Annotated in this window: 20 protein-coding genes; 7 read left to right on the forward strand and 13 right to left on the reverse strand. The window is 66.1% G+C overall.

The window, feature by feature from the left end:
- The first annotated feature begins 7 nt into the window (after positions 1-7).
- The 4 genes from NFG58_RS04050 to purU are packed head-to-tail and all read left to right on the forward strand — an operon-like array spanning position 8 to position 4953.
- Complete coding sequence (locus NFG58_RS04050; RefSeq protein WP_108131358.1) at positions 8-373, forward strand: sarcosine oxidase subunit delta; 366 nt, start codon at positions 8-10, stop codon at positions 371-373.
- On the forward strand, positions 370-3411 hold the full coding sequence (locus NFG58_RS04055; protein WP_348827638.1) for a sarcosine oxidase subunit alpha family protein: 3042 nt from the start codon (positions 370-372) through the stop codon (positions 3409-3411). The genes NFG58_RS04050 and NFG58_RS04055 overlap by 4 nt, the downstream gene beginning before the upstream one ends.
- A complete protein-coding gene (locus tag NFG58_RS04060) occupies positions 3404-4072 on the forward strand; it encodes a sarcosine oxidase subunit gamma family protein (protein ID WP_108131360.1) in 669 nt (222 codons plus the stop codon). Before NFG58_RS04055 ends, NFG58_RS04060 begins: the two co-directional genes overlap by 8 nt.
- Positions 4069-4953 (forward strand): formyltetrahydrofolate deformylase, encoded by an 885-nt coding sequence (gene purU / locus NFG58_RS04065; protein ID WP_108131361.1) that lies wholly within the window; start codon positions 4069-4071, stop codon positions 4951-4953. Before NFG58_RS04060 ends, purU begins: the two co-directional genes overlap by 4 nt.
- Positions 4954-4955: 2 nt before the next feature.
- Here purU and NFG58_RS04070 read toward each other — a convergent pair whose 3' ends face one another.
- Positions 4956-5648: a DUF3047 domain-containing protein gene (locus NFG58_RS04070; RefSeq protein ID WP_108131362.1), complete on the reverse strand. Its 693-nt coding sequence runs from the start codon at positions 5646-5648 to the stop codon at positions 4956-4958.
- A gap of 286 nt (positions 5649-5934) precedes the next feature.
- Here NFG58_RS04070 and NFG58_RS04075 point away from each other — a divergent pair, with 286 nt between their 5' ends.
- Positions 5935-6429, forward strand: a complete 495-nt coding sequence (locus tag NFG58_RS04075; protein WP_231498455.1) for a DUF302 domain-containing protein — start codon at positions 5935-5937, stop codon at positions 6427-6429.
- A gap of 256 nt (positions 6430-6685) precedes the next feature.
- On the opposite strand, the gene NFG58_RS04080 is transcribed toward NFG58_RS04075, so the two are convergent.
- From NFG58_RS04080 to NFG58_RS04115, 8 genes are all read right to left on the reverse strand, one after another.
- Positions 6686-6976: a zf-HC2 domain-containing protein gene (locus NFG58_RS04080; protein ID WP_108131363.1), complete on the reverse strand. Its 291-nt coding sequence runs from the start codon at positions 6974-6976 to the stop codon at positions 6686-6688.
- Positions 6973-7554, reverse strand: a complete 582-nt coding sequence (locus NFG58_RS04085; protein ID WP_045991008.1) for a sigma-70 family RNA polymerase sigma factor — start codon at positions 7552-7554, stop codon at positions 6973-6975. Before NFG58_RS04085 ends, NFG58_RS04080 begins: the two co-directional genes overlap by 4 nt.
- Positions 7551-8219, reverse strand: a complete 669-nt coding sequence (locus NFG58_RS04090) for a TIGR04282 family arsenosugar biosynthesis glycosyltransferase (protein WP_108131364.1) — start codon at positions 8217-8219, stop codon at positions 7551-7553. Before NFG58_RS04090 ends, NFG58_RS04085 begins: the two co-directional genes overlap by 4 nt.
- Positions 8209-8922: a TIGR04283 family arsenosugar biosynthesis glycosyltransferase gene (locus NFG58_RS04095; RefSeq protein ID WP_348827639.1), complete on the reverse strand. Its 714-nt coding sequence runs from the start codon at positions 8920-8922 to the stop codon at positions 8209-8211. The genes NFG58_RS04090 and NFG58_RS04095 overlap by 11 nt, the downstream gene beginning before the upstream one ends.
- Entirely contained in the window at positions 8909-9568 is a 660-nt protein-coding gene (locus tag NFG58_RS04100) for an ATP-binding cassette domain-containing protein (RefSeq protein WP_258183891.1), read from the reverse strand. The genes NFG58_RS04095 and NFG58_RS04100 overlap by 14 nt, the downstream gene beginning before the upstream one ends.
- A 111-nt stretch (positions 9569-9679) precedes the next feature.
- Positions 9680-11389 carry an ABC transporter permease gene (locus NFG58_RS04105; protein ID WP_108131366.1) on the reverse strand — a complete coding sequence of 570 codons (1710 nt, stop codon included), beginning with the start codon at positions 11387-11389 and terminating at the stop codon, positions 9680-9682.
- On the reverse strand, positions 11376-12515 hold the full coding sequence (locus tag NFG58_RS04110) for an ABC transporter substrate-binding protein (RefSeq protein ID WP_348828117.1): 1140 nt from the start codon (positions 12513-12515) through the stop codon (positions 11376-11378). The genes NFG58_RS04105 and NFG58_RS04110 overlap by 14 nt, the downstream gene beginning before the upstream one ends.
- 279 nt (positions 12516-12794) lie before the next feature.
- On the reverse strand, positions 12795-13895 hold the full coding sequence (locus NFG58_RS04115) for an aminoglycoside phosphotransferase family protein (RefSeq protein WP_219906529.1): 1101 nt from the start codon (positions 13893-13895) through the stop codon (positions 12795-12797).
- A gap of 292 nt (positions 13896-14187) precedes the next feature.
- Here NFG58_RS04115 and NFG58_RS04120 point away from each other — a divergent pair, with 292 nt between their 5' ends.
- Together NFG58_RS04120 and NFG58_RS04125 are read left to right on the forward strand one after the other, a co-directional pair.
- Positions 14188-15690, forward strand: coding sequence for a SulP family inorganic anion transporter (locus NFG58_RS04120; protein ID WP_045991010.1), 1503 nt, complete (start codon positions 14188-14190; stop codon positions 15688-15690).
- A 183-nt stretch (positions 15691-15873) separates the two neighbouring features.
- Positions 15874-16728 (forward strand): universal stress protein, encoded by an 855-nt coding sequence (locus NFG58_RS04125; RefSeq protein WP_108131368.1) that lies wholly within the window; start codon positions 15874-15876, stop codon positions 16726-16728.
- Between the two features lie 83 nt (positions 16729-16811).
- Here NFG58_RS04125 and NFG58_RS04130 read toward each other — a convergent pair whose 3' ends face one another.
- The 4 genes from NFG58_RS04130 to NFG58_RS04145 all read right to left on the reverse strand — a co-directional run bounded on the left by NFG58_RS04130 (position 16812) and on the right by NFG58_RS04145 (position 19422).
- Positions 16812-17312 carry a DoxX family protein gene (locus NFG58_RS04130; protein WP_108131369.1) on the reverse strand — a complete coding sequence of 167 codons (501 nt, stop codon included), beginning with the start codon at positions 17310-17312 and terminating at the stop codon, positions 16812-16814.
- Positions 17309-18073, reverse strand: a complete 765-nt coding sequence (locus tag NFG58_RS04135; protein ID WP_108131370.1) for a DNA-binding domain-containing protein — start codon at positions 18071-18073, stop codon at positions 17309-17311. The genes NFG58_RS04130 and NFG58_RS04135 overlap by 4 nt, the downstream gene beginning before the upstream one ends.
- Complete coding sequence (locus tag NFG58_RS04140; RefSeq protein ID WP_231498459.1) at positions 18070-19062, reverse strand: DUF692 domain-containing protein; 993 nt, start codon at positions 19060-19062, stop codon at positions 18070-18072. The genes NFG58_RS04135 and NFG58_RS04140 overlap by 4 nt, the downstream gene beginning before the upstream one ends.
- A gap of 81 nt (positions 19063-19143) precedes the next feature.
- On the reverse strand, positions 19144-19422 hold the full coding sequence (locus NFG58_RS04145) for a DUF2282 domain-containing protein (RefSeq protein WP_045991014.1): 279 nt from the start codon (positions 19420-19422) through the stop codon (positions 19144-19146).
- Positions 19423-19467 lie beyond the last annotated feature (45 nt).

Below are 19467 nucleotides of genomic sequence, written 5' to 3' on the forward strand. Positions count from 1 at the left end.
GGTTTGCATGTTCCATATCCATTGTCCCTACTGCGACGAGTGGCGCGAGGAAGAAGAGTTTCATCCCCGGGGACAGGCGCACATCGCACGCCCCGAGGATCCGGCCGGATGCTCCGACGAGCAGTGGGGCGACTACCTGTTCTTCCGCGATAACCCCCGCGGCATCCACCACGAGCTGTGGGTCCACGCGGTGGGCTGTCGCAAGTTCTTCAACGTGACGCGCCACACCCAGAGCTACGAGATCCTCGAGACCTATCGCATCGGCGAGCGACCGCGCTTTACCCGGGACAACCCCGACGGGGTGGTTGCGTCAGCGCCTGAGTCCCTTGACGACAGCGACATCGCCACCGCCGCCCAGGAGGTTCGCGCATGAGCCAGCCCAATCGCCTCGACACCGGGGGCCTGATCGACCGCAGCAGGCCCCTGCGCTTTACCTTCAATGGCAAGGAGTACTCAGGCTTTCATGGGGACACCCTGGCCTCGGCGCTGCTGGCCAACGGGGTGGACGTGGTCAATCGCAGCTTCAAGTATTCGCGTCCCCGCGGCATCGTCGCCGCCGGCGCCGAGGAGCCCAATGCGGTGGTCCAGCTCGGCCACACCGAAGCCGAGCAGGTGCCCAATGTGCGTGCCACCCAGCAGGCCCTGTTCGAGGGGCTGACGGCACGTTCCACCAACGGCTGGCCCAACGTCCAGCGCGACCTGATGGGGACCATCGGCAAGCTTGGCGGCAAGCTGATGCCCCCCGGCTTCTACTACAAGACCTTCATGGCGCCGGCCTCGCTGTGGATGACCTACGAGCGCTATATCCGCAAGAGCGCGGGGCTGGGGCGCAGTCCACTGGAGCGCGACCCGGATATCTACGACCACATCAATCGCCACTGCGAGGTGCTGGTGATCGGTGCCGGGCCAGCGGGACTGGCGGCGGCCCTGGCCGCCTCGCGCAGCGGCGCCCGGGTGATCCTGTGCGATGAGCAGGAGCGCTTTGGCGGCTCGCTGCTGGACGGGCAGGCGTTGCTGGATGATCGTCCGGCGTTGCAGTGGGTCGAGCAGGTGCTCGAGGAGCTTGCCGCCAACCCCGAGGTGACGCTGTTGCCGCGCACCACCGCCAACGGCTATCACGACCACAACTTTGTCACCCTGCACGAGCGGCGCAGCGAGCACCTGGCCCACTGTGCCCCCCGAGTGGAGGGACGCCGTCAGTCGCGCTCGCGCCTGCATCGGGTGCGGGCCGCTCGGGTGGTGCTGGCCACCGGTGCCCATGAGCGTCCGCTGGTCTACGCCGGCAATGACGTGCCGGGCAATCTGCTGTGCTCGGCGGTGTCCACCTACATCCGCCGTTACGGTGTGGTGCCGGGCAAGCGGCTGGTGGTTTCCACCAGCAACGACGACGGCTACCGCGCCGCGCTCGACTGGCTGGACGCCGGGCGCGAGGTGGTGGCGGTGGCCGATGCCCGTCCCGCCCCCGACGGTGAACTGGTCGAGATTGCCCGGGCGCGCGGTATTCGCATCCTGCCGGGCTCTGCAGTGGTCGAGGCCAGGGGCGAGCAGCGGGTCGCCTCGGCGCGGGTCGCGACCATCGATATCGACGCCTTTCGCGTTACCGGCGCCAGCGAGACGCTCGACTGCGACACGCTGGCCAGTTCCGGTGGATTCAGTCCGGTGATTCACCTGGCCTCCCATACCGGAACGCGGCCGAGCTGGCGCGACGACCTGATCGCCTTCGTGCCCAACCTGCCCAGGGGCATGTTGGCGGCCGGTGCAGCCGGCGGCACCTTTGGCCTGGCCGAGGTGCTGGCGGAAGGTCGCGACGCCGGCCTCGAGGCGGCGAGCCAGGCCGGCTTCGAGAGTGCCGAGCTTATACTGCCGGCGGTAGCGTCGCGGCGAGACGGTGCGGCGGTGGCGCTGTTCCAGGTGCCCCACGAAAAGCCGACCCTGCGGGCGCCCAAGCAGTTCGTCGACCTGCAGAACGACGTCACCGCCGCCGGGATCGAGCTTGCCACCCGGGAAGGCTTCGAGTCCATCGAGCACGTCAAGCGCTACACCGCCATGGGCTTCGGTACCGATCAGGGCAAGCTTGGCAACATCAATGGCATGGCCATCGCCGCGCGCTGCCTGGGGCGCTCGATTCCCGAGGTCGGCACCACCGTGTTCCGGCCCAACTATACCCCGGTCACCTTCGGAGCCATCGTCGGTCGCTACTGCGGAGCGCTGTTCGATCCCGAGCGCTACAGCGCGCTGCACCAGTGGCACGTCGAGCAGGGTGCCGAGTTCGAGGACGTGGGCCAGTGGAAGCGGCCCTGGTACTTCCCCAGGACCGTCAACGGCAAGCGCGAGACCCTGCACGAGGCGGTGATGCGTGAGTGCCGCGCGGTGCGCGAAGGTGTCGGCATCCTCGACGCATCGACCCTGGGCAAGATCGATATCCAGGGGCCGGACGCCCGCGAGTTTCTCGGCCGCATCTATACCAACAAGTGGGCCAAGCTTGGCGTGGGCAAGGTGCGCTACGGCTTGATGTGCAAGGACGACGGCATGGTCATGGATGACGGCACCACCAGTTGTCTGGCCGAGGATCACTTCCTGATGACCACCACCACCGGTGGCGCCGCGGGAGTGCTCGAGTGGCTGGAGCTGTGGCACCAGACCGAGTGGCCGGAGCTCGACGTGAGCTTTACCTCGGTCACCGACCACTGGGCCACCATGACCGTCACCGGCCCCATGGCGCGAGAGCTGATGCGCGAGCTTACCGAGGGCATCGATCTGGATCGCGAGGCGTTTCGCTTCATGGACTGGCGTGAGGGCAAGGTGGCCGGGGTGCCGGCACGGGTGTTCCGGATCTCCTTCACCGGCGAGCTGGCCTACGAGATCAACGTCCAGGCCCACGCTGCCATGCACGTGTGGAAGGCGCTGTTCGCCCACGGCGAGAAGTACGACCTGACACCCTACGGGACCGAGACCATGCACGTGCTGCGTGCCGAGAAGGGCTTCATCATCGCAGGTCAGGACACCGACGGTTCGGTGACCCCGGAGGATCTGGGCATGCAGTGGGCGGTGGGTTACGACAAGCCATTCTCCTGGGTCGGCCAGCGGGCGCTGACCCGCAGCGACACCGCGCGCCAGGACCGCAAGCAGCTGGTGGGGCTGAAACCCAGGGATCCGTCGGTGGTGCTGGAGGAGGGCGCCCAGATCGTGCTCGACCCTGACCATCCGATTCCCATGCCGATGGTCGGCCACGTGACCTCGAGCTACTACAGCCCGACGCTCGAAACCGGCTTCGCCCTGGCGGTGGTCAAGGGTGGCCACCAGCGGATGGGCGAGACCGTCTATCTACCCTGTGTCGACGGCAAGGTCCACGAAGCCGAAATCGTTTCCACCATCTTCCTCGACCCCAAGGGAGAGCGCCAGAATGTCTGAAGCTATAGAACGTGCCCGTACCTTTGATGCCTTCCCGGACGAAGGCATCCCCCTGGAGTCGCCGCTGGCCTGGTCGTTTGAGCACGTCGGCTGCCCGGCGCCCGGCACCCACTCGCGGGTAATGATGCGCGAACGCCAGCACGACCATCTGATCCTGCGCGGTGGCGCCATCGTGCTCGACGAGGCGGTGCGCGCGGTGCTGGGGCTGTCGTTGCCGGCGCGTCCGCTGGAACTCAGTCAGGGAGAGAGGGCTTCGCTGCAGTGGCTAAGTCCCGACGAGTGGCTTGCCGTGCTGCCCCAGGGTGACGCCTTTCGCGTGGAGACGGCGCTGCGCAGCGCCCTGGGCGACGCCAGCGTGGCCTTCTCCGACGTCAGCGCCGGTCAGACGGTGATCGAGCTGACCGGTGATGACCAGGCCCTGCGCGAGCTGTTGATGAAGTCGGTGGTCTACGACGTCCACCCGCGCCACTTTGCGGTGGGCAAGGGGGTGACCACGGTGCTGGCCAAGACCAGCGTCATCCTGCGTCGCCCCGACGAGCGACGCTGGGAGCTGGTGGTGCGGCGCAGTTTCGCCGACTACGTTTATCGTTGGTTGCTCGATGCCGGTGAGGAGTTCGCCATCGGCGTCGAGCGTGACGTCACCGCCGGGGAGACGACATGACGATCAGCGTGAGCGCCGTGCGCACGACCCACTGGATCCTGACCGCCCAGTGTCCTAGTCGTCTTGGCACCGTGGACGTGGTTACCCGCTTTCTGCGCGAGCAGGGCTGCTACATCACCGAGCAGCAGTCCTTTGACGACAGCAGTTCCTGTCGTTTCTTCATCCGCACCGAATTCCGCCCTCCCGAGGAGGGCGAGTTCGATGCAGGCGCCTTCGAGGCGGCCTTTGCCGAGCGCGCGGCGCCGTTCTCCATGGCGTTCGAGCTGACCTCACCAGAGCGCCTCACTCCGGTGGTGATCATGGTTTCCAAGGCCGATCACTGCCTCAATGACCTGCTCTATCGCTATCGTACCGGCCAGCTTCCGGTGGCCATCAAGGCGGTGGTGTCCAACCACCCCGATCTGGCGCCGCTGGCCGAGTGGCACGGGCTGCCTTATCACCATCTGCCGATCAGCGCCGAGACCAAGGCCGAGCAGGAGGCCGAGGTGTGGCGGATCGTCGAGGACAGTGGCGCAGAGCTGGTGATCCTGGCGCGCTACATGCAGGTGCTGTCGAGCGAGATGAGCGAACGCCTGGCCGGTCGAGCGATCAATATCCATCACTCGCTGCTGCCTGGCTTCAAGGGCGCCAAGCCCTACCACCAGGCCTTCGAGAAGGGCGTCAAGCTGGTTGGGGCGACCGCCCACTACATCAACGATGACCTGGACGAAGGCCCGATCATTACCCAGGGGGTGGAGCCGGTCACCCACGCCGATACCGCCGAGGACCTGGTGGCCCGAGGGCGTGATATCGAGTGCATCACCCTGGCCCGGGCCGTCACCCTGCACCTGCAGCGTCGGGTGTTTCTCAACGGCTCGCGCACGGTGGTCTTCCAGCGCTGATGTCAGGGACAGACAGGCGGCGACGACGAGGCGCTGAACTCCATCTTGCTGAACCAGGCGGTGGCGTCGCCTCCGGCGTTGTCGCCATCGCTCATCAGCGCCAGGCCATCGACGCCGTCGGGGCTCGCGCCGAACAGTCGACGGTAGTCGGCGGCCACGTCGCGCACCTCGCCGACCCACTGACCAGCCTTGGCACCTCCGCTTTGCAGCGCCAGCAGGACGGCACGATCGGTAAAGGCGTTGGGCCAGCTGGTGCCTGCCGGCTGATTCGATGACCACACATAGTTGACCGACTCCACCTGCCAGGGCAGAAGGCCGGTGCGTCTGGCCACGTAGACCCGGGCGGGATAGTCGTCGCCACTCTCTGTGCGTTCGTCGACCCCGGAATAGACCCCGGATACCTGCCAGCACCAGCGCAGGTAGGGCGTCTCGCCGAGGTCGATGTCGCGCTCCAGATAGCGGGCCGAGGCCTGCCCCCGGGAGCGCGCTTCGAGCACGCTGACGCCATCGTGCTCGACCAGTCGGTAGGCCGTTTCGCCGGCGAAGGATTTGGTTGGCCAGTCGAGCATGGCGCGCGGGCTGAAGGTCTGGGCCTGGGCGCAGGAGGCCATCAGGACCGCAGCCGAGACAAGGGCGCAGGTCAGGGTACGCGGCGGTGGGGCAGCGAGGTGGCGAAGGGGAAGAATCCGGGCCATGCAGGCTCCTGTCGTCGGCAATCGGGGAAGCGGCTGAAACGACGTGAACGATATGAACGATATGAACCATCAGGTCCAAATCGTGTGGGCGGTCATCGCCTGTGCGCACATCGTGTAGCTGCATTGCGCGCACTATGCCCAGTCGCGTCGGCTATGGGTACTGGGTCGTCGCCCCGGCGTTGAACCTTACACAGCGTCAACCCGGATTGTGAGAGATTTCCCCTTGTGGTGGTCGGGGACCGGCGACCATGCTGTAGGCACATTGACCTGGAAAGGAAGCTCCATCATGAAGCAGTGCTATCGCAAGATGTTCACCCTGTGCCTGGGCAGCGTGCTGGCAGGATCGATGGCGACCATGGCCTGGGCGCAGGGCGAGGTCGAGGTGAGCGACAGCGGTATCGCCAGTCTGACGTCGACCGATAGCCTGGAGGCGGTGGAATCTCGCTTCAAGGAGGGGCTGGAAAAACGGGGAATGGGACTGATGGCAAGCGTGGACCACCAGGCCAACGCCGCCGGGGTGGAGCTGGAATTGCCAGCGACACGCACCTACATCTTCGGCAAGCCCGAGGTGGGCACTCGACTGATGCAGTGCGAGGGTAGTGTCGCGCTGGATCTTCCCCAGAAGATGCTGGTTCGCCAGCAGGAAGATCACCTGGTGATCGAGTGGAACGACCCTCATTACCTGGTGGAGCGCCACGGCCTGCAGGACTGCGAGCTGCCCGTGGACAAGATCGCCGAGGCCCTGACCGGGCTGGCGCGGGAGGCAGCGGGCCAGCAATGATGGCCTGGTCTTGCCCAGGCACCTCCCGAGCCTTGCTCACCGGGTCCGGCTCGGGACCTCTTTACCGGGGATCTGGCACGCAATCGCTTGAGGCTGACTCAGGTGGGGGGTAACTGGCGCCCCGTCGGCGGGCTGCCTTGGTGGCCCGCCAGGGGGAGGCAGAATGGTGGGTCGACCAGCGAGATGCTTCCCTCGAGGTAGGGCAGTCGAGGTAGGGCAGTCGAGGTCCTTGCGCCAAGTCCGTCAGCCGAGTCCTTCAGTTCTGGCGACGGGTCTCCGCCTCGGCCATCGCTTCCTTTACCTTCAGCAGGTCCTGATCACTGGCGACGTTGTCGGTAGTCGCGCCAGGGGACGTACCGTCCTGGGGTTTATCAATTGTGCCGTTATAGGCATTGCCGACCCGGTGCAGCATGCTGAACTGCTTTTCGCAGTTGCGACAGGCCGAGCACAACATCAAGTGAAACCGCAGCGAAATACGCTCCCTGGCCGTCAGGGGGGCATCCAACTGCTTTGACATCAGCCGCGTAGCGGCCTTGCACATCATCATGCCGCGTCCTCCTTCCATCCCTTTTCAATGCAAGCGCGAAGCTTGAGGCGAGCCCGATGCAGGATCACCCAAGCGTTGTTTTCCTTGATGCCTACTTCCTTACAAATATCGTCGGTGGAAAGGCCCATCAATTCGCGCAGGGAGAAAACGCGAGCCACGTTTTCTGGAAGACTCAGCATACAAGCGTCGAATACTTTCCAGAAATTTTCGTTCTCGAACGCTTGCTCCGGGGTGCTCCATGCCTGGGGCTTGGCGTCGGCGGCCCAGTGCCCATCCTGTTGAAACATGCGGTCGATGGCGTCGTCGCTGTGCTCTTCATCGAAGGGCTCCCAGCGACCATGACGCTTCTGCTGGCGCATCTGGTCGAGCAGCTTGTACTTGAGGATGCCGAATACCCAGGTTTCGTAGCCGGAGCGCCCCGAAAAGCTGTCGTTCTTCTCGATGGCGGCGATCATGGCTTCCTGCACGGCGTCCTCGGCGGCGGCATGATCGCGCAGGTGCATGCGGGCGAAGGACACCAGGCGGGGGCGCACGGCGGCGAGTTTCTTGTGGCGGTCGGTGAGCGTTTCTTGGGTCACGGCAGAATCTCCAGGGCGAGGGCTTCCATGTCGGCGAGGCGAGCCAGGTCCTGGGGCGTATCCAGGTCCCATACGGTCGTTGGACACTCCAGCGTCCACAAAAGCTCCGCAAGACGTGTGCGCGTCTGGGACATGACGCTGGACGTGCCCCAGTCGATTCCTCGGAAGAGACGGGGATCGGGGCGACGAACTCCAACCAGAGCATAGCCGCCGTCCTCGGCCGGAAGAAAGACGCTATCTGCGTCTTTAAGCCGTTTATGACAAGTTTTTAGTAATGTCTTATCCAATATCGGGCAATCTGTGCCGATTAGAAGGCTCGGGCCACCTGCCGAGCACAGCGCCGCGTGCATGCGCACCCCCAGGTCGCCTTCAGGCTGTGGTCTCAGCGTCACGCCGAACCGCTGGCGGATATCGACAAAGCACGGATGGTCGTGCTCAAGCGCCGTCCACAGCGTGATGTTGCGCGCGGACGTCGTCTCCAGCGCCGTCTTCAGGGTGTACTCGATCAGTCTGTGCTGGAGACGAGCGGCGCCTTCGGCGCCGAGGGCGGGGATCATCCGCGTCTTGGCCTGGCCGGGGATCGGCGCCTTGGCCAGGATGGCCAGCTTCAGGCCAACCTGGCCAAGGCTGCCAGCCAGCCCGTCGCTATCGTGGTCAGCGCACATGGCGATACTCCTCGGCCAGGCGAACGGGATCGGCCCCTCGCCAATAGCGAAAGCGCAGTCGCCACATCAGCAATATCGTCGTCAGCACGCCGCCCTGCTCCCAGCGGCGACCGTCGGTGAGCACCTTGAAGCCAAGGCAGGCAGGAGGCGACAGTCGCTTGAGGCGCTTGGACATTTCGATGTCTTCCATCAACGGCTGGTCGGGGAAGCCACCGACGGCGTCGAAGGCGCTGCGACGCATGAACATCGCCTGATCGCCGGTGGCGATGCCGGTCAGGCGTGAGCGCAGGTTCATGCAGGCGGCGATCAATGATAACCAGCGCGAGCGGCCCTGGATGCGCACGTCGAAGCGCCCCCAATGGCGCTTCTCCAGCGCCTTCAGTATCGCCGGCATGGCCGCCGCGGGCAGTCGAGTGTCGGCGTGCAGAAACAGCAAGGACGGCGCACTCGCCGCAGCGGCTCCCTGGTTCATCTGGCGCGCCCTTCCGCGGGGGGCATCGATGACACGATCGGCCAGGGGGCGGGCAAGCGCCCGGGTATCGTCCTCGCTGCCACCATCGACGACGATCACCTCGACGCCCTGCTGGCGCCACTCGGATAGCCGCTCAAGACCCGCGACGATGGTCGCTGCCTCATCGAGGACGGGAATGATCACACACAGGCGTGGGGCGACGACCTCGGACCCTGGTTCAGCGAGAGGCACGGCGGGCACCCTGCCAGGCGGCCCCGGCGGGGGCTTCGGTGGCGGCCGCCAGTTCGACGATCGGACCCGCCGCTGCCTCGGCGTCTGCCCTGTCGTGGGTGACCAGCAGCGCCGGAAGACGATGGTCTCGGATGCGCTGGAAGACCAGGTCACGCATCTCCTGGCGGAGCGCGGCGTCGAGCTTGGAGAAGGGCTCGTCCAGCAGCATCGCCTGGGGACGCGACAGCAGGGTGCGCATCAGCGCGACACGAGCGCGCTGGCCGCCGGACAGCGTTGCCGGATCGCGCTCACCGAATCCGGCAAGACCGATATCCGCCAGGGCCTCTTCGATGGCCTCGCGGCGCTCGCGTCGGCTGGCAGACGACGGCATGCCGAAGGCCAGGTTGCCGGCGACGCTGAGGTGGGGAAACAGCAGCGCATCCTGGAACAGCAGACCGAGTCGGCGGGCCGAGGCAGGCAGGTCGGTGACTCGCCTGTCGCCGAGGCGGACCTCGCCCTGGGCGTCAAAGGCAGGTGCGAGAAAGCCCGCAGCGTAGGCCAGCAGGGTGGACTTGCCGACACCGGAAGGCCCCATGACGCTGACCACCTCGCCGGGGGCGACCTGAGCATTCAGTGATACCAGGGGGGCACCGTCCAGCGAGATCACGACCCGATCGAAGACCAGTGCGCCCGTCGGGTTCGCTGGAGACGTGGGGGGAAGGTGGCATCGTGTGTCTGGTGTCTGTGACATGGTGGGCTCGGATGGCGTTGAGGCGGTTCAGGTCAGCAGGGCGCGTCGGTGGCTATGCAGTACGCGCGGCAAGCCGATGGCGAGGGCGAAGCCGAGTGCCGGCAAGAGTAGCTGGGCCAGGGCATAGACCGCCGTCAGGCGACGATCCCCGCCGGAGGCAAGCGATACCGCCTCGGTGGTCAGGGTGGTCAGGCGTCCGGCCCCCAGCAGCAACGTCGGCAGATACTGGCCGGCGCTGACGGCGACCCCCACGGCGGCGGCGGTGGCGATGGGGGCCAGCAGCAGCGGCAGGCGAACGCGTACAAAGGCGGCGGCCGGGCCATGGCCGAGACCTGCGGCGACCTGGGCCCAGCGGGGGTCAAGCCGCCGGTAGCTCTCGGCCAGTGACAGAAAGACGTAGGGCAGCACGAACAGGCAGTGTCCCAGTACCACCACCATGAAGCCCGGTGCCACCGACAGCTGCGCCTGAAGCTGCACCAGACCGTAGAGAAAGGCGACCGGTGGCACCAGCAGCGGCAGGTAGAGCACCAGGGTGGCGCTCGCTCCCATGCTGCGGTGATTGAGCGCTTCGCTCTCGAGACAGCCGATCACCAGGATGGTTGCGAGAGCGGTGGCGGCCAGTGCCAGCCACAGGGTGTCGAGGGCGGCCGGCAGCAGGCCTGGCAGCGCACGACCCCAGTTGGCCAGGGTCAGGGGCGTGGGCCAGGCCGAGGGAAAGGGCCAGAAGGCCGCCAGCGACCACAGCGTCAGTCCCAGCAGACTGGCACCGAGCAGGGTGACGCTGAGCCAGGTCAGACCGCCGCCCAGCAGGCTACCGAGGCGTTGACCGCTGTTGCGTCGGCCGTCGGTCAGGCGTGGCGTGGCGCACCAGCGTACGGCCTGTTCCAGGCACCACCAGCAGGCCAGTGCCAGCAGCGTGATGCCGAGCTGGCTCAGCGCTGCGGCGGAGGCCATGAAGCGCATCGACAGGTCGGGATCGCCAAGCCAGCGGACCACGCTGACCGCCAGGGTCGGTGGGGTGGACGGGCCCAGGATCATGGCCACATCGACATTGGACGAGGCAAAGGCGATGACCGCATAGACCGGTAGCCGAATCAGCGGGTACAGGCTCGGCAGTACCGCCTTGAGAAAGGCGGTCACCGGCGAATAACCCAGCGACAGTGCCAGGTGCCGACGATCGTCGGCCTGGCACTGAGGCAGCGCCGATAGACTCATCAGCAGCAGAAAGGGGACTTCCTTGACCACCAGTCCGGCGATCAGCGCAAGGCCAAAGGGATCACCGGGAAACAGGTAGTCAGGAGGCGTGGCGTGACCGCTCAAGGCCGGGGAGACCAGGCGCATGGCCAGGCCCGAGGGCGCCAGCAGAAAGGCCAGACCGATGGCGGCGGCGGCGTGGGGCACCGCCAGGAGCGGCGACAGCAGGCGCTTGAGCCAGACAAAGGCGGTGCTGTCGGCGAAGGCACCGAGAAACAGCACCACGATGGTCAGGGCCAGGGCGGTGCTGATCAGGCCAGTGGTGAAGCTGAGCACCAGCATCTCGAAAAGCCCGGGGGTGTTCGCCAGGCTCACCCAGGGCGCCAGGCTCAGCTGCTCTCCACCGAGCACCGGCAGCCAGCCGAAGGCCGGCGCCGCAGCGCCTGCCAGGCCGGCCACCACCGGGGCCACCAGCAGCAGTACCGTCAGCGCCGGCGCCAGCCCCACCAGGCGGGAGAAGGTCGAGGTATCAGCGGCTGCCATAGCGCTCGAGCCAGGCCGCCTCTACCGCTTCCATCCAGCTCGGGTGCGGCTCGGGCAGGGTCTGTTGCAGGGCCTGTGGCGCCAGTCGCGCTGGCTGGTCATCCATGGGCGTCAATGCCTGACGCTCGGCCTCATTCAGGCGCGCGAGATCGAGCACGCTGGGGTCGCCCCAGACGTCCAGGCGCTGCTTGCGCGCCTGGGCCTCGGGCGAGAGCAGGAAGTTGGCGGTGACCATGGCGCCGGCCTGGTGGCTGGCGTTGAACGGGATGGTGACAAAGTGAACGTTGCCGATGGTCCCGCCGTCGAGCACATAGCTGCGAATCGAGGGAGGCAGTTGGTAGTTGTTGACCGCAGCGGCAGGCTCGGCGGGGTTGAAGGTAAAGGCCAGCGACAGTTCGCCGTCACCCATCAGGCTTCTGAGCGCAGGCCCTGAAGCGGGGAAGTCCCGCCCCTGGCGCCACAGATGGGGATGCAGGGCGTCGAGATAGTCCCACAGCGGTGCCATGGCCGCTTCGGCGTCGGCTTCGCCGACGGGGCGGGCAAGCACCGCCGGGTCGTCGATCAGTGCGATGAGCGCCTGCTTGAGAAAGGTGGAACCGTGGAAGTCCGGGACCAGTGGATAGGTGAAGCGCCCAGGATGCTGCTCGGTCCAGTCGAGCAGGGCGGCCATGCTGGTCGGCGGCGCCTCGACACGCTCGCTGTCGTAGTAGAAGGTCAGCTGGGCCTTGCCCCAGGGTGACTCGAATCCCTCGGTGGGGACGGTGAAGTCGGTGGTCATCTCGGGATTGGCGTCCGGCGAGGTCAGCGCGAAGTTCGGCAGGCGCTGGGCAAAGGGCCCGAGCAGCAGATCATTGGCCTTCATCGCGGCGAAGTTCTCGCCGTTGATCCAGATCAGGTCGATGGCGCCCTCGTCGACGTTGCCAGCGGACTTCTCGGCCAGTACCCGGGAGACCGCAGCGGCGGTGTCGTCGAGCTTGACGTGGACCAGATCGATGTCGTGGCGCTGTTCGAGCTCGCCGGCGACCCAGTCGAGATAACCATTGACGTTGGGGTCACCGCCCCAGGCGTTGAAGTAGACCGTCTGCCCCCTGGCCTGCTGCTCGATCTCCTGCCACGGCTGGTTCAGCGGCGTGGACGTATCCTGGGCCCAGGCGGGCGAGCCTAGCCCCAGGGCAGCCAGGGCGGTGAGGACGAAGGCGCCACCGGGAGGCCAGGTCAAGCGGAGGTCGGCCAACGGGCGTCTACAGGAAAAAGGCGTGGTCATGGTCGCGTCCTTGTGACGATGGATAGGCAGGGGTGGATAGAGCCGGACAGGGTTGGATAGAACCGGGCAGGGCCGGACAGAGCCGGACAGAGCCGGACAGAGCCGGACAGACTTGGACAGCGCCAGACAGCGCCGGGAAAGTCAGCCGGCACGGGCGAGTTCCTCGAGTTCGTCGGCGACACGCCTGATGATGGGGGCCGAGAGGTAGTGATCGACGCGGTCGGCCACATGGGCGATCAAGGCATGGTCGCTTAGCTGTGCCGACCAGTCTTCACCACTGTGCTGCCTGTCGACCTGGCGGCGCTGCTGGGCACGCCATTTGGCACACCAGGTCAGCGACCATAGCCACATGGCGCGACGACAGGTGATCAGCGTCGACCAGTCGCTGTGATGACTGTCTTCGGCCATCAGTTCCTGCCAGCGCCGATACAGCGCCACCAGATCCTCGACGAACAGCACCGCGCGGCTGTTGAGGTCCCAGGTGGTGGAGGTGTAAAGGCTCAGGTGGGCCAGGTCGAAGCCGGGTAGCGAATAGCGGCACTTTTCCAGATCCACCAGTACGGCGCGTCCGTGAGGCGTGATCAGAAAGTTGCCGGGGTGAGCATCGAAGCTGATTAGGCGAATCTCGTCGTCGGCGATGCGAAGCCTCTGCGGGAGCTGTGCCAGCGCCTGTTCGATCAGGGCAGTGCTGGTGCGAGATAGCCCGGCCCCGGGGAGAAAGCGGGCCTGGGTGGCGATCTCGTCGAGCATCTCTCGCCAGGGATCCACCGGTGAGGCCAGGGGGGCGCGTTGATCGGGCAGCGGCAACCGGTGCAGGCTGGCCAGGGCCGAGGTCAGGGCCGGCAGGTCCGAGGGCAGGCTGGCGGGACGGCCATCGATGGCCTCCACCACCAGCGCGCCTCTGGGCAGCAGGTCGTCGCAGGGCAGCCAGTCATCGAGTCTGGGTGTATGGCCACTGGCCTGGGCGCGGTCAAAGCAGGCGACCTGATAGGCCAGGTTGGACGCCGCGTCCAGCCCCATCTGGCTCTGCTTGGGCAACCGCGCCAGCCAGCCGCCCTTGTCACTGCCGCCGGCCAGGCGCACATGCCAGTGGGCCAGGCCGGTATCGGCCAGTGGCTCCAGTCGATGCCCGGACAGAGGCCTCCCATGGCGCGCGAGACTATGCTCGAGCGCTATCAGCGGCGGGCCCGGCGATGGGCTCTCCGTTCGCGATGACGGTGGCGTCGAGGCGCATCGCTCCATGTCGCGTTCCTTGGACGTAGTCAGCTGAGTCGGCAGGGGGCAACGATCCTTACACATTTTTTTAAGAAGATGCCACCGGGCGGGCTTGGCCGGATCGAGACTGGTCGGAGTCAGGCTGGGTAGCAGCGTCGCCTTGCTCGGGTGGTTCTGGTAAACTGCGCCCCTTCCCGTGTCTCCACTACATCATGACAGCGCCAGGCTAACGCCTCCCGGTGCGCTGCTGTCGTGGAGAAACGGTCGGCCCTGGGCCGCTTGTCGCGATATCTCACAACCACTCCCCCTGGACCGCCTCATGATGCGATCGATCAAGCAAGACTGGTTTTCCAATATTAGGGGCGACGTGCTGTCCGGCATCGTCGTGGCCCTGGCGTTGATTCCGGAGGCCATCGCCTTCTCCATCATCGCAGGTGTCGATCCCAAGATTGGCCTCTACGCCTCCTTCTCCATGGCGGTGATCATTGCCTTCGCCGGGGGCCGGCCGGGGATGATCTCTGCCGCCACCGGCGCCATGGCACTGTTGATGGTGACCCTGGTCAAGGAGCACGGACTTCAATATCTGCTGGCCGCGACCCTGCTGACCGGGGTACTGCAGATCATCGCCGGCTATCTGCGCCTGGCCGACCTGATGCGTTTCGTCTCGCGCTCGGTGGTGACCGGCTTCGTCAACGCCCTGGCGATCCTGATCTTCATGGCCCAGCTGCCCGAGCTGACCAACGTCACCTGGCACGTCTACGCGATGACCGCGGCGGGTCTCGGCATCATCTATCTGTTCCCCTACGTGCCCAGGATCGGCAAGCTGCTGCCGTCCCCGCTGGTGTGCATCCTGGTGCTGACCGGCGTCTACCTGGCGACCGGCATGGACATCCGCACCGTCGGTGACATGGGCGAGCTGCCCGATACCCTGCCGATGTTCCTGTGGCCTGACGTGCCGCTGAATCTCGAGACCCTCGGCATCATCTTCCCCTATGCGGTCATGCTGACCGTGGTCGGTCTGCTCGAATCGATGATGACCGCCACTATCGTCGACGATCTGACCGATACCTCCAGCGACAAGAACCGCGAGTGCAAGGGCCAGGGTCTGGCCAACATCGGTACCGGTCTGCTTGGCGGCATGGCGGGCTGCGCGATGATTGGCCAGTCGGTGATCAACATCAAGTCCGGCGGGCGTGGACGCCTGTCTACCCTGCTGGCGGGGGTCTTCCTGCTGCTGATGGTGGTGTTCCTGTCGGACTGGGTCTCGCGCATCCCCATGGCGGCGCTGGTGGCGGTGATGATCATGGTGTCCATCGGTACCTTCAGCTGGAGTTCGCTGCGCGACCTCAAGAAGCACCCGATGTCCACCAATGTGGTGATGATCGCCACCGTGGCGGTAGTGGTGTGGACCCACAACCTGGCGATCGGTGTGTTCGTCGGTGTGCTGATCGCCGCGCTCAACTTCGCCAACAAGGTCGGCAACTTCCTGTACATCGCCAGTGACGAGCTGGAACAGCAAGAGGAGCTTGGCAAGGGACGGCGCTACCGCGTGGTCGGCCAGGTGTTCTTCGCCTCGTCTCAGCGTTTCTCCGCCGCCTTCGACTTCAAGGAAAGCGTCGAGAAGGTGGTCATCGACCTGTCACGTGCCCACTTCTGGGACATCACCGCGGTCCAGGCGCTGGACATGGTGGTGATCAAGTTCCGCCGTGAGGGCACCGACGTCGAGCTGATCGGGCTCAACGAGGCCAGCGCCACCATCGTCGATCGCTACGCCATCCACGATAACCCGGCGGCGGTGGAAAAGCTGATGGGTGGTCACTGAGGCAGGCGCCGAAGATGTGACGGGTGTGTGCCAGTTGGTGTAGAACTGGAGGTAACACCCGGATCGGGCTAGACAACAGGTCTGAGGGTCGCGCCCCGCTCGGGCGCGACGACAAGGCCACAATCGATGGAACGCGACGTCTGAGGACGCGCGTTCGCCCCCAACGCCAGGCAGGACGATTTCATGACAGAACAGGTGATGGCCGCCATCGACGGGTCCCCGTTTTCCGAAGGGGTCTGCGACTCTGCCGCCTGGGCCAGTCAGGCCCTCGATGCGCCGCTGACGTTTCTTCACGTGGTGGATAACCACCCCCAGACCGCCGAGGCCGATCTGTCCGGTAACCTGGGACTCGGCGCCAGGGAGCACCTGCTCGAGGAGCTGGCCAGTCTCGATGAGCGGCGGGCCAAGGTCGCCCAGGAGCACGGCCGCCTGATGCTCAAGGCGGCCAAGGATCGCGCCAGCGCCAGTGGTGTTGATGACCTGCATTGCCGACAGCGCAACGGCACCCTGGTGGAGACACTGCTGGAGCTGGAAGACGAGATCCGCCTGCTGGTGATCGGCAAGCGGGGCGAGAGCGCCCAGCAGGCCAGCGAGCACCTGGGCTCGAATCTCGAGCGGGTGGTCCGCGGTCTGCATCGGCCGATTCTGATGGTACCGGAGAGCTTTACGCCGCCGACTCGGGTGATGATCGCCTTCGATGGCAGCAAGACCACCCGCAAGGGCGTCGAGCTGCTGGCCAGGAGCCCGCTGTTCAAGGGGATCGCCTGTCACGTGGTGATGGTCGGCGCCGATACCGGTGATAACCGCACCCAGCTGGAGTGGGCGCTGGACAGCCTCAAGGGCGCCGGTCACGAGGCCCAGGGCGAGATTCGCGCCGGAGAGGTCGAGGAGACCCTGCGCGCCTACCAGAAGGACCACGCCATCGAGATGGTGGTGATGGGAGCCTATGGCCACTCGCGGATTCGCCATCTGCTGGTGGGCAGCACCACCACCAGTGTGCTCAGGCGCACCTCGCTGCCGGTGCTGCTGCTGCGCTGACGAGGCTGAGCCGACATCGACATCGACACGACATCGACCCCCCGCCGAATCCTGTTCGGCGGCGGGTCGTTTCTTTTTTGCGTCTATGCGTCGTCGGCGCGGTCCTGCTGTGGCGTCATCGGTTCGCGACCTTTGCCTTTCATCCTGCACAGCAGCCACTCCAGCGAGAGACAGCCGCCGCCGCGCAGGATCAGGGTGGCGAGGCTCGCCGCCCAGAGTCCGTGGGTGACCCAGGCCTCGGGATAGACGAAGGTCTGGATCACCAGGGTCATGATCAGTAGACCCAGGGCTGCAAGTCGCGTGGCAAGCCCCGCCCACAGCAGCAGCGACAGCGAGAACTCGGCGAGTGTTGCCAGGTAGGCGGCCAGCACCGGCGAAATCAACGGCAGGGCGTATTCGTGCTCGAACAGGAAGAAGGTGCTGTCGGCGATACCGAACCCTTCCACCTTGGTCAGCGCCGACAGAAAGAACACGGCGCCGAGTACCAGGCGCATCAACGCCAGCACCAGGTCCAGCGAACGACGCTCGAGCCAGGGGCAGAGTCGCCCGTAGTAGGTGTCCAGCAGGTTTGTCATCGGTGTCATGGGGTGCCTCGTAGCAAAGTGGGGGCGGGGTCCAGTACCGCGAGCGCGCCATGGCCGACCAGGGTGCCCAGGGCGTGGCCGAGCGCATCCTCTGCCACGCCGCTGTCGGCCAGTTCGCCCAGCGCCTGGGACAGCGAGGTCGGTGTGTCCAGCAAGCCGTATAACGCTGCGCTTGCCGCATCGAGTGGCCTAAGCCTGACCTGGCGACCCGAGCGGATCACCAGCCAGTGGCCGGCGCCTCGCTCGCCCAGGGGGGCGCCACCCTCTCCGCTCTCCAGCGCCTGCCACAGGGCTTCGACGTCATGTTGGCAACGGATGGTCCGGCTGGCCGGACGGGCCTGGACGAGCCGCTGGTCGTCAAGGACGGCGCCGATATCGGACGCCTCCAGCGGCACTGCCTCGGCTGCGTGACTGACCTGAAGCCGGGCGTGCTCGAGTCGCGCGATATCGGCGACGAAGCGATAGGGCGCAAGCGCCGGTGCGCGCGCCAGAGCGTCGGCAAAGCCCCGGCCGTAGCGGCTGAGTCGAGGGTCCTGCGGGGGGCTTGTGGCCGCGTAGCTTGCGGCCTCGGCACTGAAGCAGCCCTCGCCCAGCAGGGTCAGGGTATGGGGAAAGGCTTCCTTCAGGGCCTCGATCAGGCTTGAGCGAATATTGTTGCGGTAGACGTCGAGCCCGGCCTTGTGGCCGAGCTGTGGTGGCGTCGCCTGGGGGCGATGCATGGCATCGATGAAGCTGCGCTGCCAATCGAGCAGGCCGCTCATGGCGCTCTCCCTGTGGCTTGCGCCGAGGCGCTGGCTGCCAGGGCGGTGCTCGCATCGGCGCCGGGGCCATGGGCTGCATGCTGATGCCGGCGTGCCAGGTCGACCTCCTGCATCCAGCGCTCTAGCGTCGGCACCCGGTTGTCCCACTCGATCAGTGTGGGCAGGCCGGGACGCCGGGCGAGCACCTGGCGGTAGCGCTGCCACACCGGCTCACTGACGGCGCTGCCATGGTCGTCGATGTACAGCTCGCCGGCGGCATCGAGACTGTGGCCGGCCAGGTGCCATTCGCCGACGGCGGCCCAGGGCACCTCGTCCAGATAGGCATCCAGGTCGCGTCCCAGATTGGCGGCGCTGATATAGGCGTTGTTGACGTCGAACAAGAGCCCACAGCCGGTCATTTCCACCAGCCGCTGGAGGAACTCGGTCTCGCTGAAGCGATTGTCGAGGCTGACGTAGAGGCTCGGGTTCTCCACCAGCAGGCGGCGGCCGAGACGGTCCTGGGTGCGTGCGATATTGTCGCCGAGGACGCGCAGCGATTCCTCGGTCAGCGGCACCGGCAGCAGGTCGTTGTAGCTGTGGCCATCAAGACGGCTCCAGGCCAGGTGCTCGGAGACCAGTGCGGGGTTCAGGTGATCGACCAGGCGTGCAAGACGTTCCAGATGGGCCGGGTCGATGCCCTCGGCACTGCCCAGCGACAGGCCGACGCCGTGGACCGAGAGCGGGTAGCAGCGTGCCAGTTCATCGAGTCGATCCTGAAGGGGCCCGCCGGCGTTCATGTAGTTCTCGGCGTGCAGTTCGAGAAAGTCCGGGGCCTGGGCCGACTGGGCTGAGTGAACCGAGTGAGCCAGATGGACCAGCGCCTGCATATGCTGAAACTTGAGGCCGATACCGACCGCATTGGCCGCCATTGGCTGTGGCGCTGGCAAGGACGCCGAGACGGGCGTCTCGAGCGACTCGCGTGGAAGGCTGGATGACAGGGAAGAGGGCATGGGCGATTCGCTATGGCTTGAGGCTTGGCGTGTAAACGTCACGGGAAGGCCGTAGCCTCCCCGTGGCGCCAGTGCTCTGGCTCAGGGGCGCTCGACCTCGCTCAGGCTGCCATTGCCGTGGGGCGTTTCGATATCGGTACAGGTGCCTTCCGGGACCAGGGTCCAGGCGTTGCCCTGGTAGTCGACGGTAGAGGTGCCGGCGCAGGTGGTGCCTGGCCCTGCCTTGCAGTCGTTCTCTCCGGCCAGGGCGACGCCGTAACACTTTTCCATGTCGCCATCGGCGGCCTGGACGGTGGCGATGGCGCCGGCTTGCGCCAGGGCGGTGGACAGCACGGCGGCCATCATGACGGAACGTTTCATTTGCAAACCCTCATATAAACGGTTGGGCGACAGCAGGACTGTCGT

This window comes from Halomonas sp. RT37 (genome assembly GCF_040070525.1).
GTDB classification, from domain to species: Bacteria; Pseudomonadota; Gammaproteobacteria; order Pseudomonadales; family Halomonadaceae; genus Halomonas; species Halomonas litopenaei.

Coding starts and splice junctions, on each gene's coding strand:
- NFG58_RS04055 (WP_348827638.1), top strand. CDS start 370: ATGAGCCAGCCCAATCGCCTCGACACCGGGGGCCTGATCGACCGCAGC.
- NFG58_RS04125 (WP_108131368.1), top strand. CDS start 15,874: ATGACAGAACAGGTGATGGCCGCCATCGACGGGTCCCCGTTTTCCGAA.
- NFG58_RS04080 (WP_108131363.1), bottom strand. CDS start 6,976: ATGATGATGTGCAAGGCCGCTACGCGGCTGATGTCAAAGCAGTTGGAT.
- NFG58_RS04135 (WP_108131370.1), bottom strand. CDS start 18,073: ATGAGCGGCCTGCTCGATTGGCAGCGCAGCTTCATCGATGCCATGCAT.
- NFG58_RS04090 (WP_108131364.1), bottom strand. CDS start 8,219: ATGTGCGCTGACCACGATAGCGACGGGCTGGCTGGCAGCCTTGGCCAG.
- NFG58_RS04050 (WP_108131358.1), top strand. CDS start 8: ATGTTCCATATCCATTGTCCCTACTGCGACGAGTGGCGCGAGGAAGAA.
- NFG58_RS04105 (WP_108131366.1), bottom strand. CDS start 11,389: ATGGCAGCCGCTGATACCTCGACCTTCTCCCGCCTGGTGGGGCTGGCG.
- NFG58_RS04115 (WP_219906529.1), bottom strand. CDS start 13,895: ATGGAGCGATGCGCCTCGACGCCACCGTCATCGCGAACGGAGAGCCCA.
- NFG58_RS04130 (WP_108131369.1), bottom strand. CDS start 17,312: ATGACACCGATGACAAACCTGCTGGACACCTACTACGGGCGACTCTGC.
- NFG58_RS04075 (WP_231498455.1), top strand. CDS start 5,935: ATGAAGCAGTGCTATCGCAAGATGTTCACCCTGTGCCTGGGCAGCGTG.
- NFG58_RS04070 (WP_108131362.1), bottom strand. CDS start 5,648: ATGGCCCGGATTCTTCCCCTTCGCCACCTCGCTGCCCCACCGCCGCGT.
- NFG58_RS04120 (WP_045991010.1), top strand. CDS start 14,188: ATGATGCGATCGATCAAGCAAGACTGGTTTTCCAATATTAGGGGCGAC.
- NFG58_RS04140 (WP_231498459.1), bottom strand. CDS start 19,062: ATGCCCTCTTCCCTGTCATCCAGCCTTCCACGCGAGTCGCTCGAGACG.
- NFG58_RS04060 (WP_108131360.1), top strand. CDS start 3,404: ATGTCTGAAGCTATAGAACGTGCCCGTACCTTTGATGCCTTCCCGGAC.
- NFG58_RS04145 (WP_045991014.1), bottom strand. CDS start 19,422: ATGAAACGTTCCGTCATGATGGCCGCCGTGCTGTCCACCGCCCTGGCG.
- purU (WP_108131361.1), top strand. CDS start 4,069: ATGACGATCAGCGTGAGCGCCGTGCGCACGACCCACTGGATCCTGACC.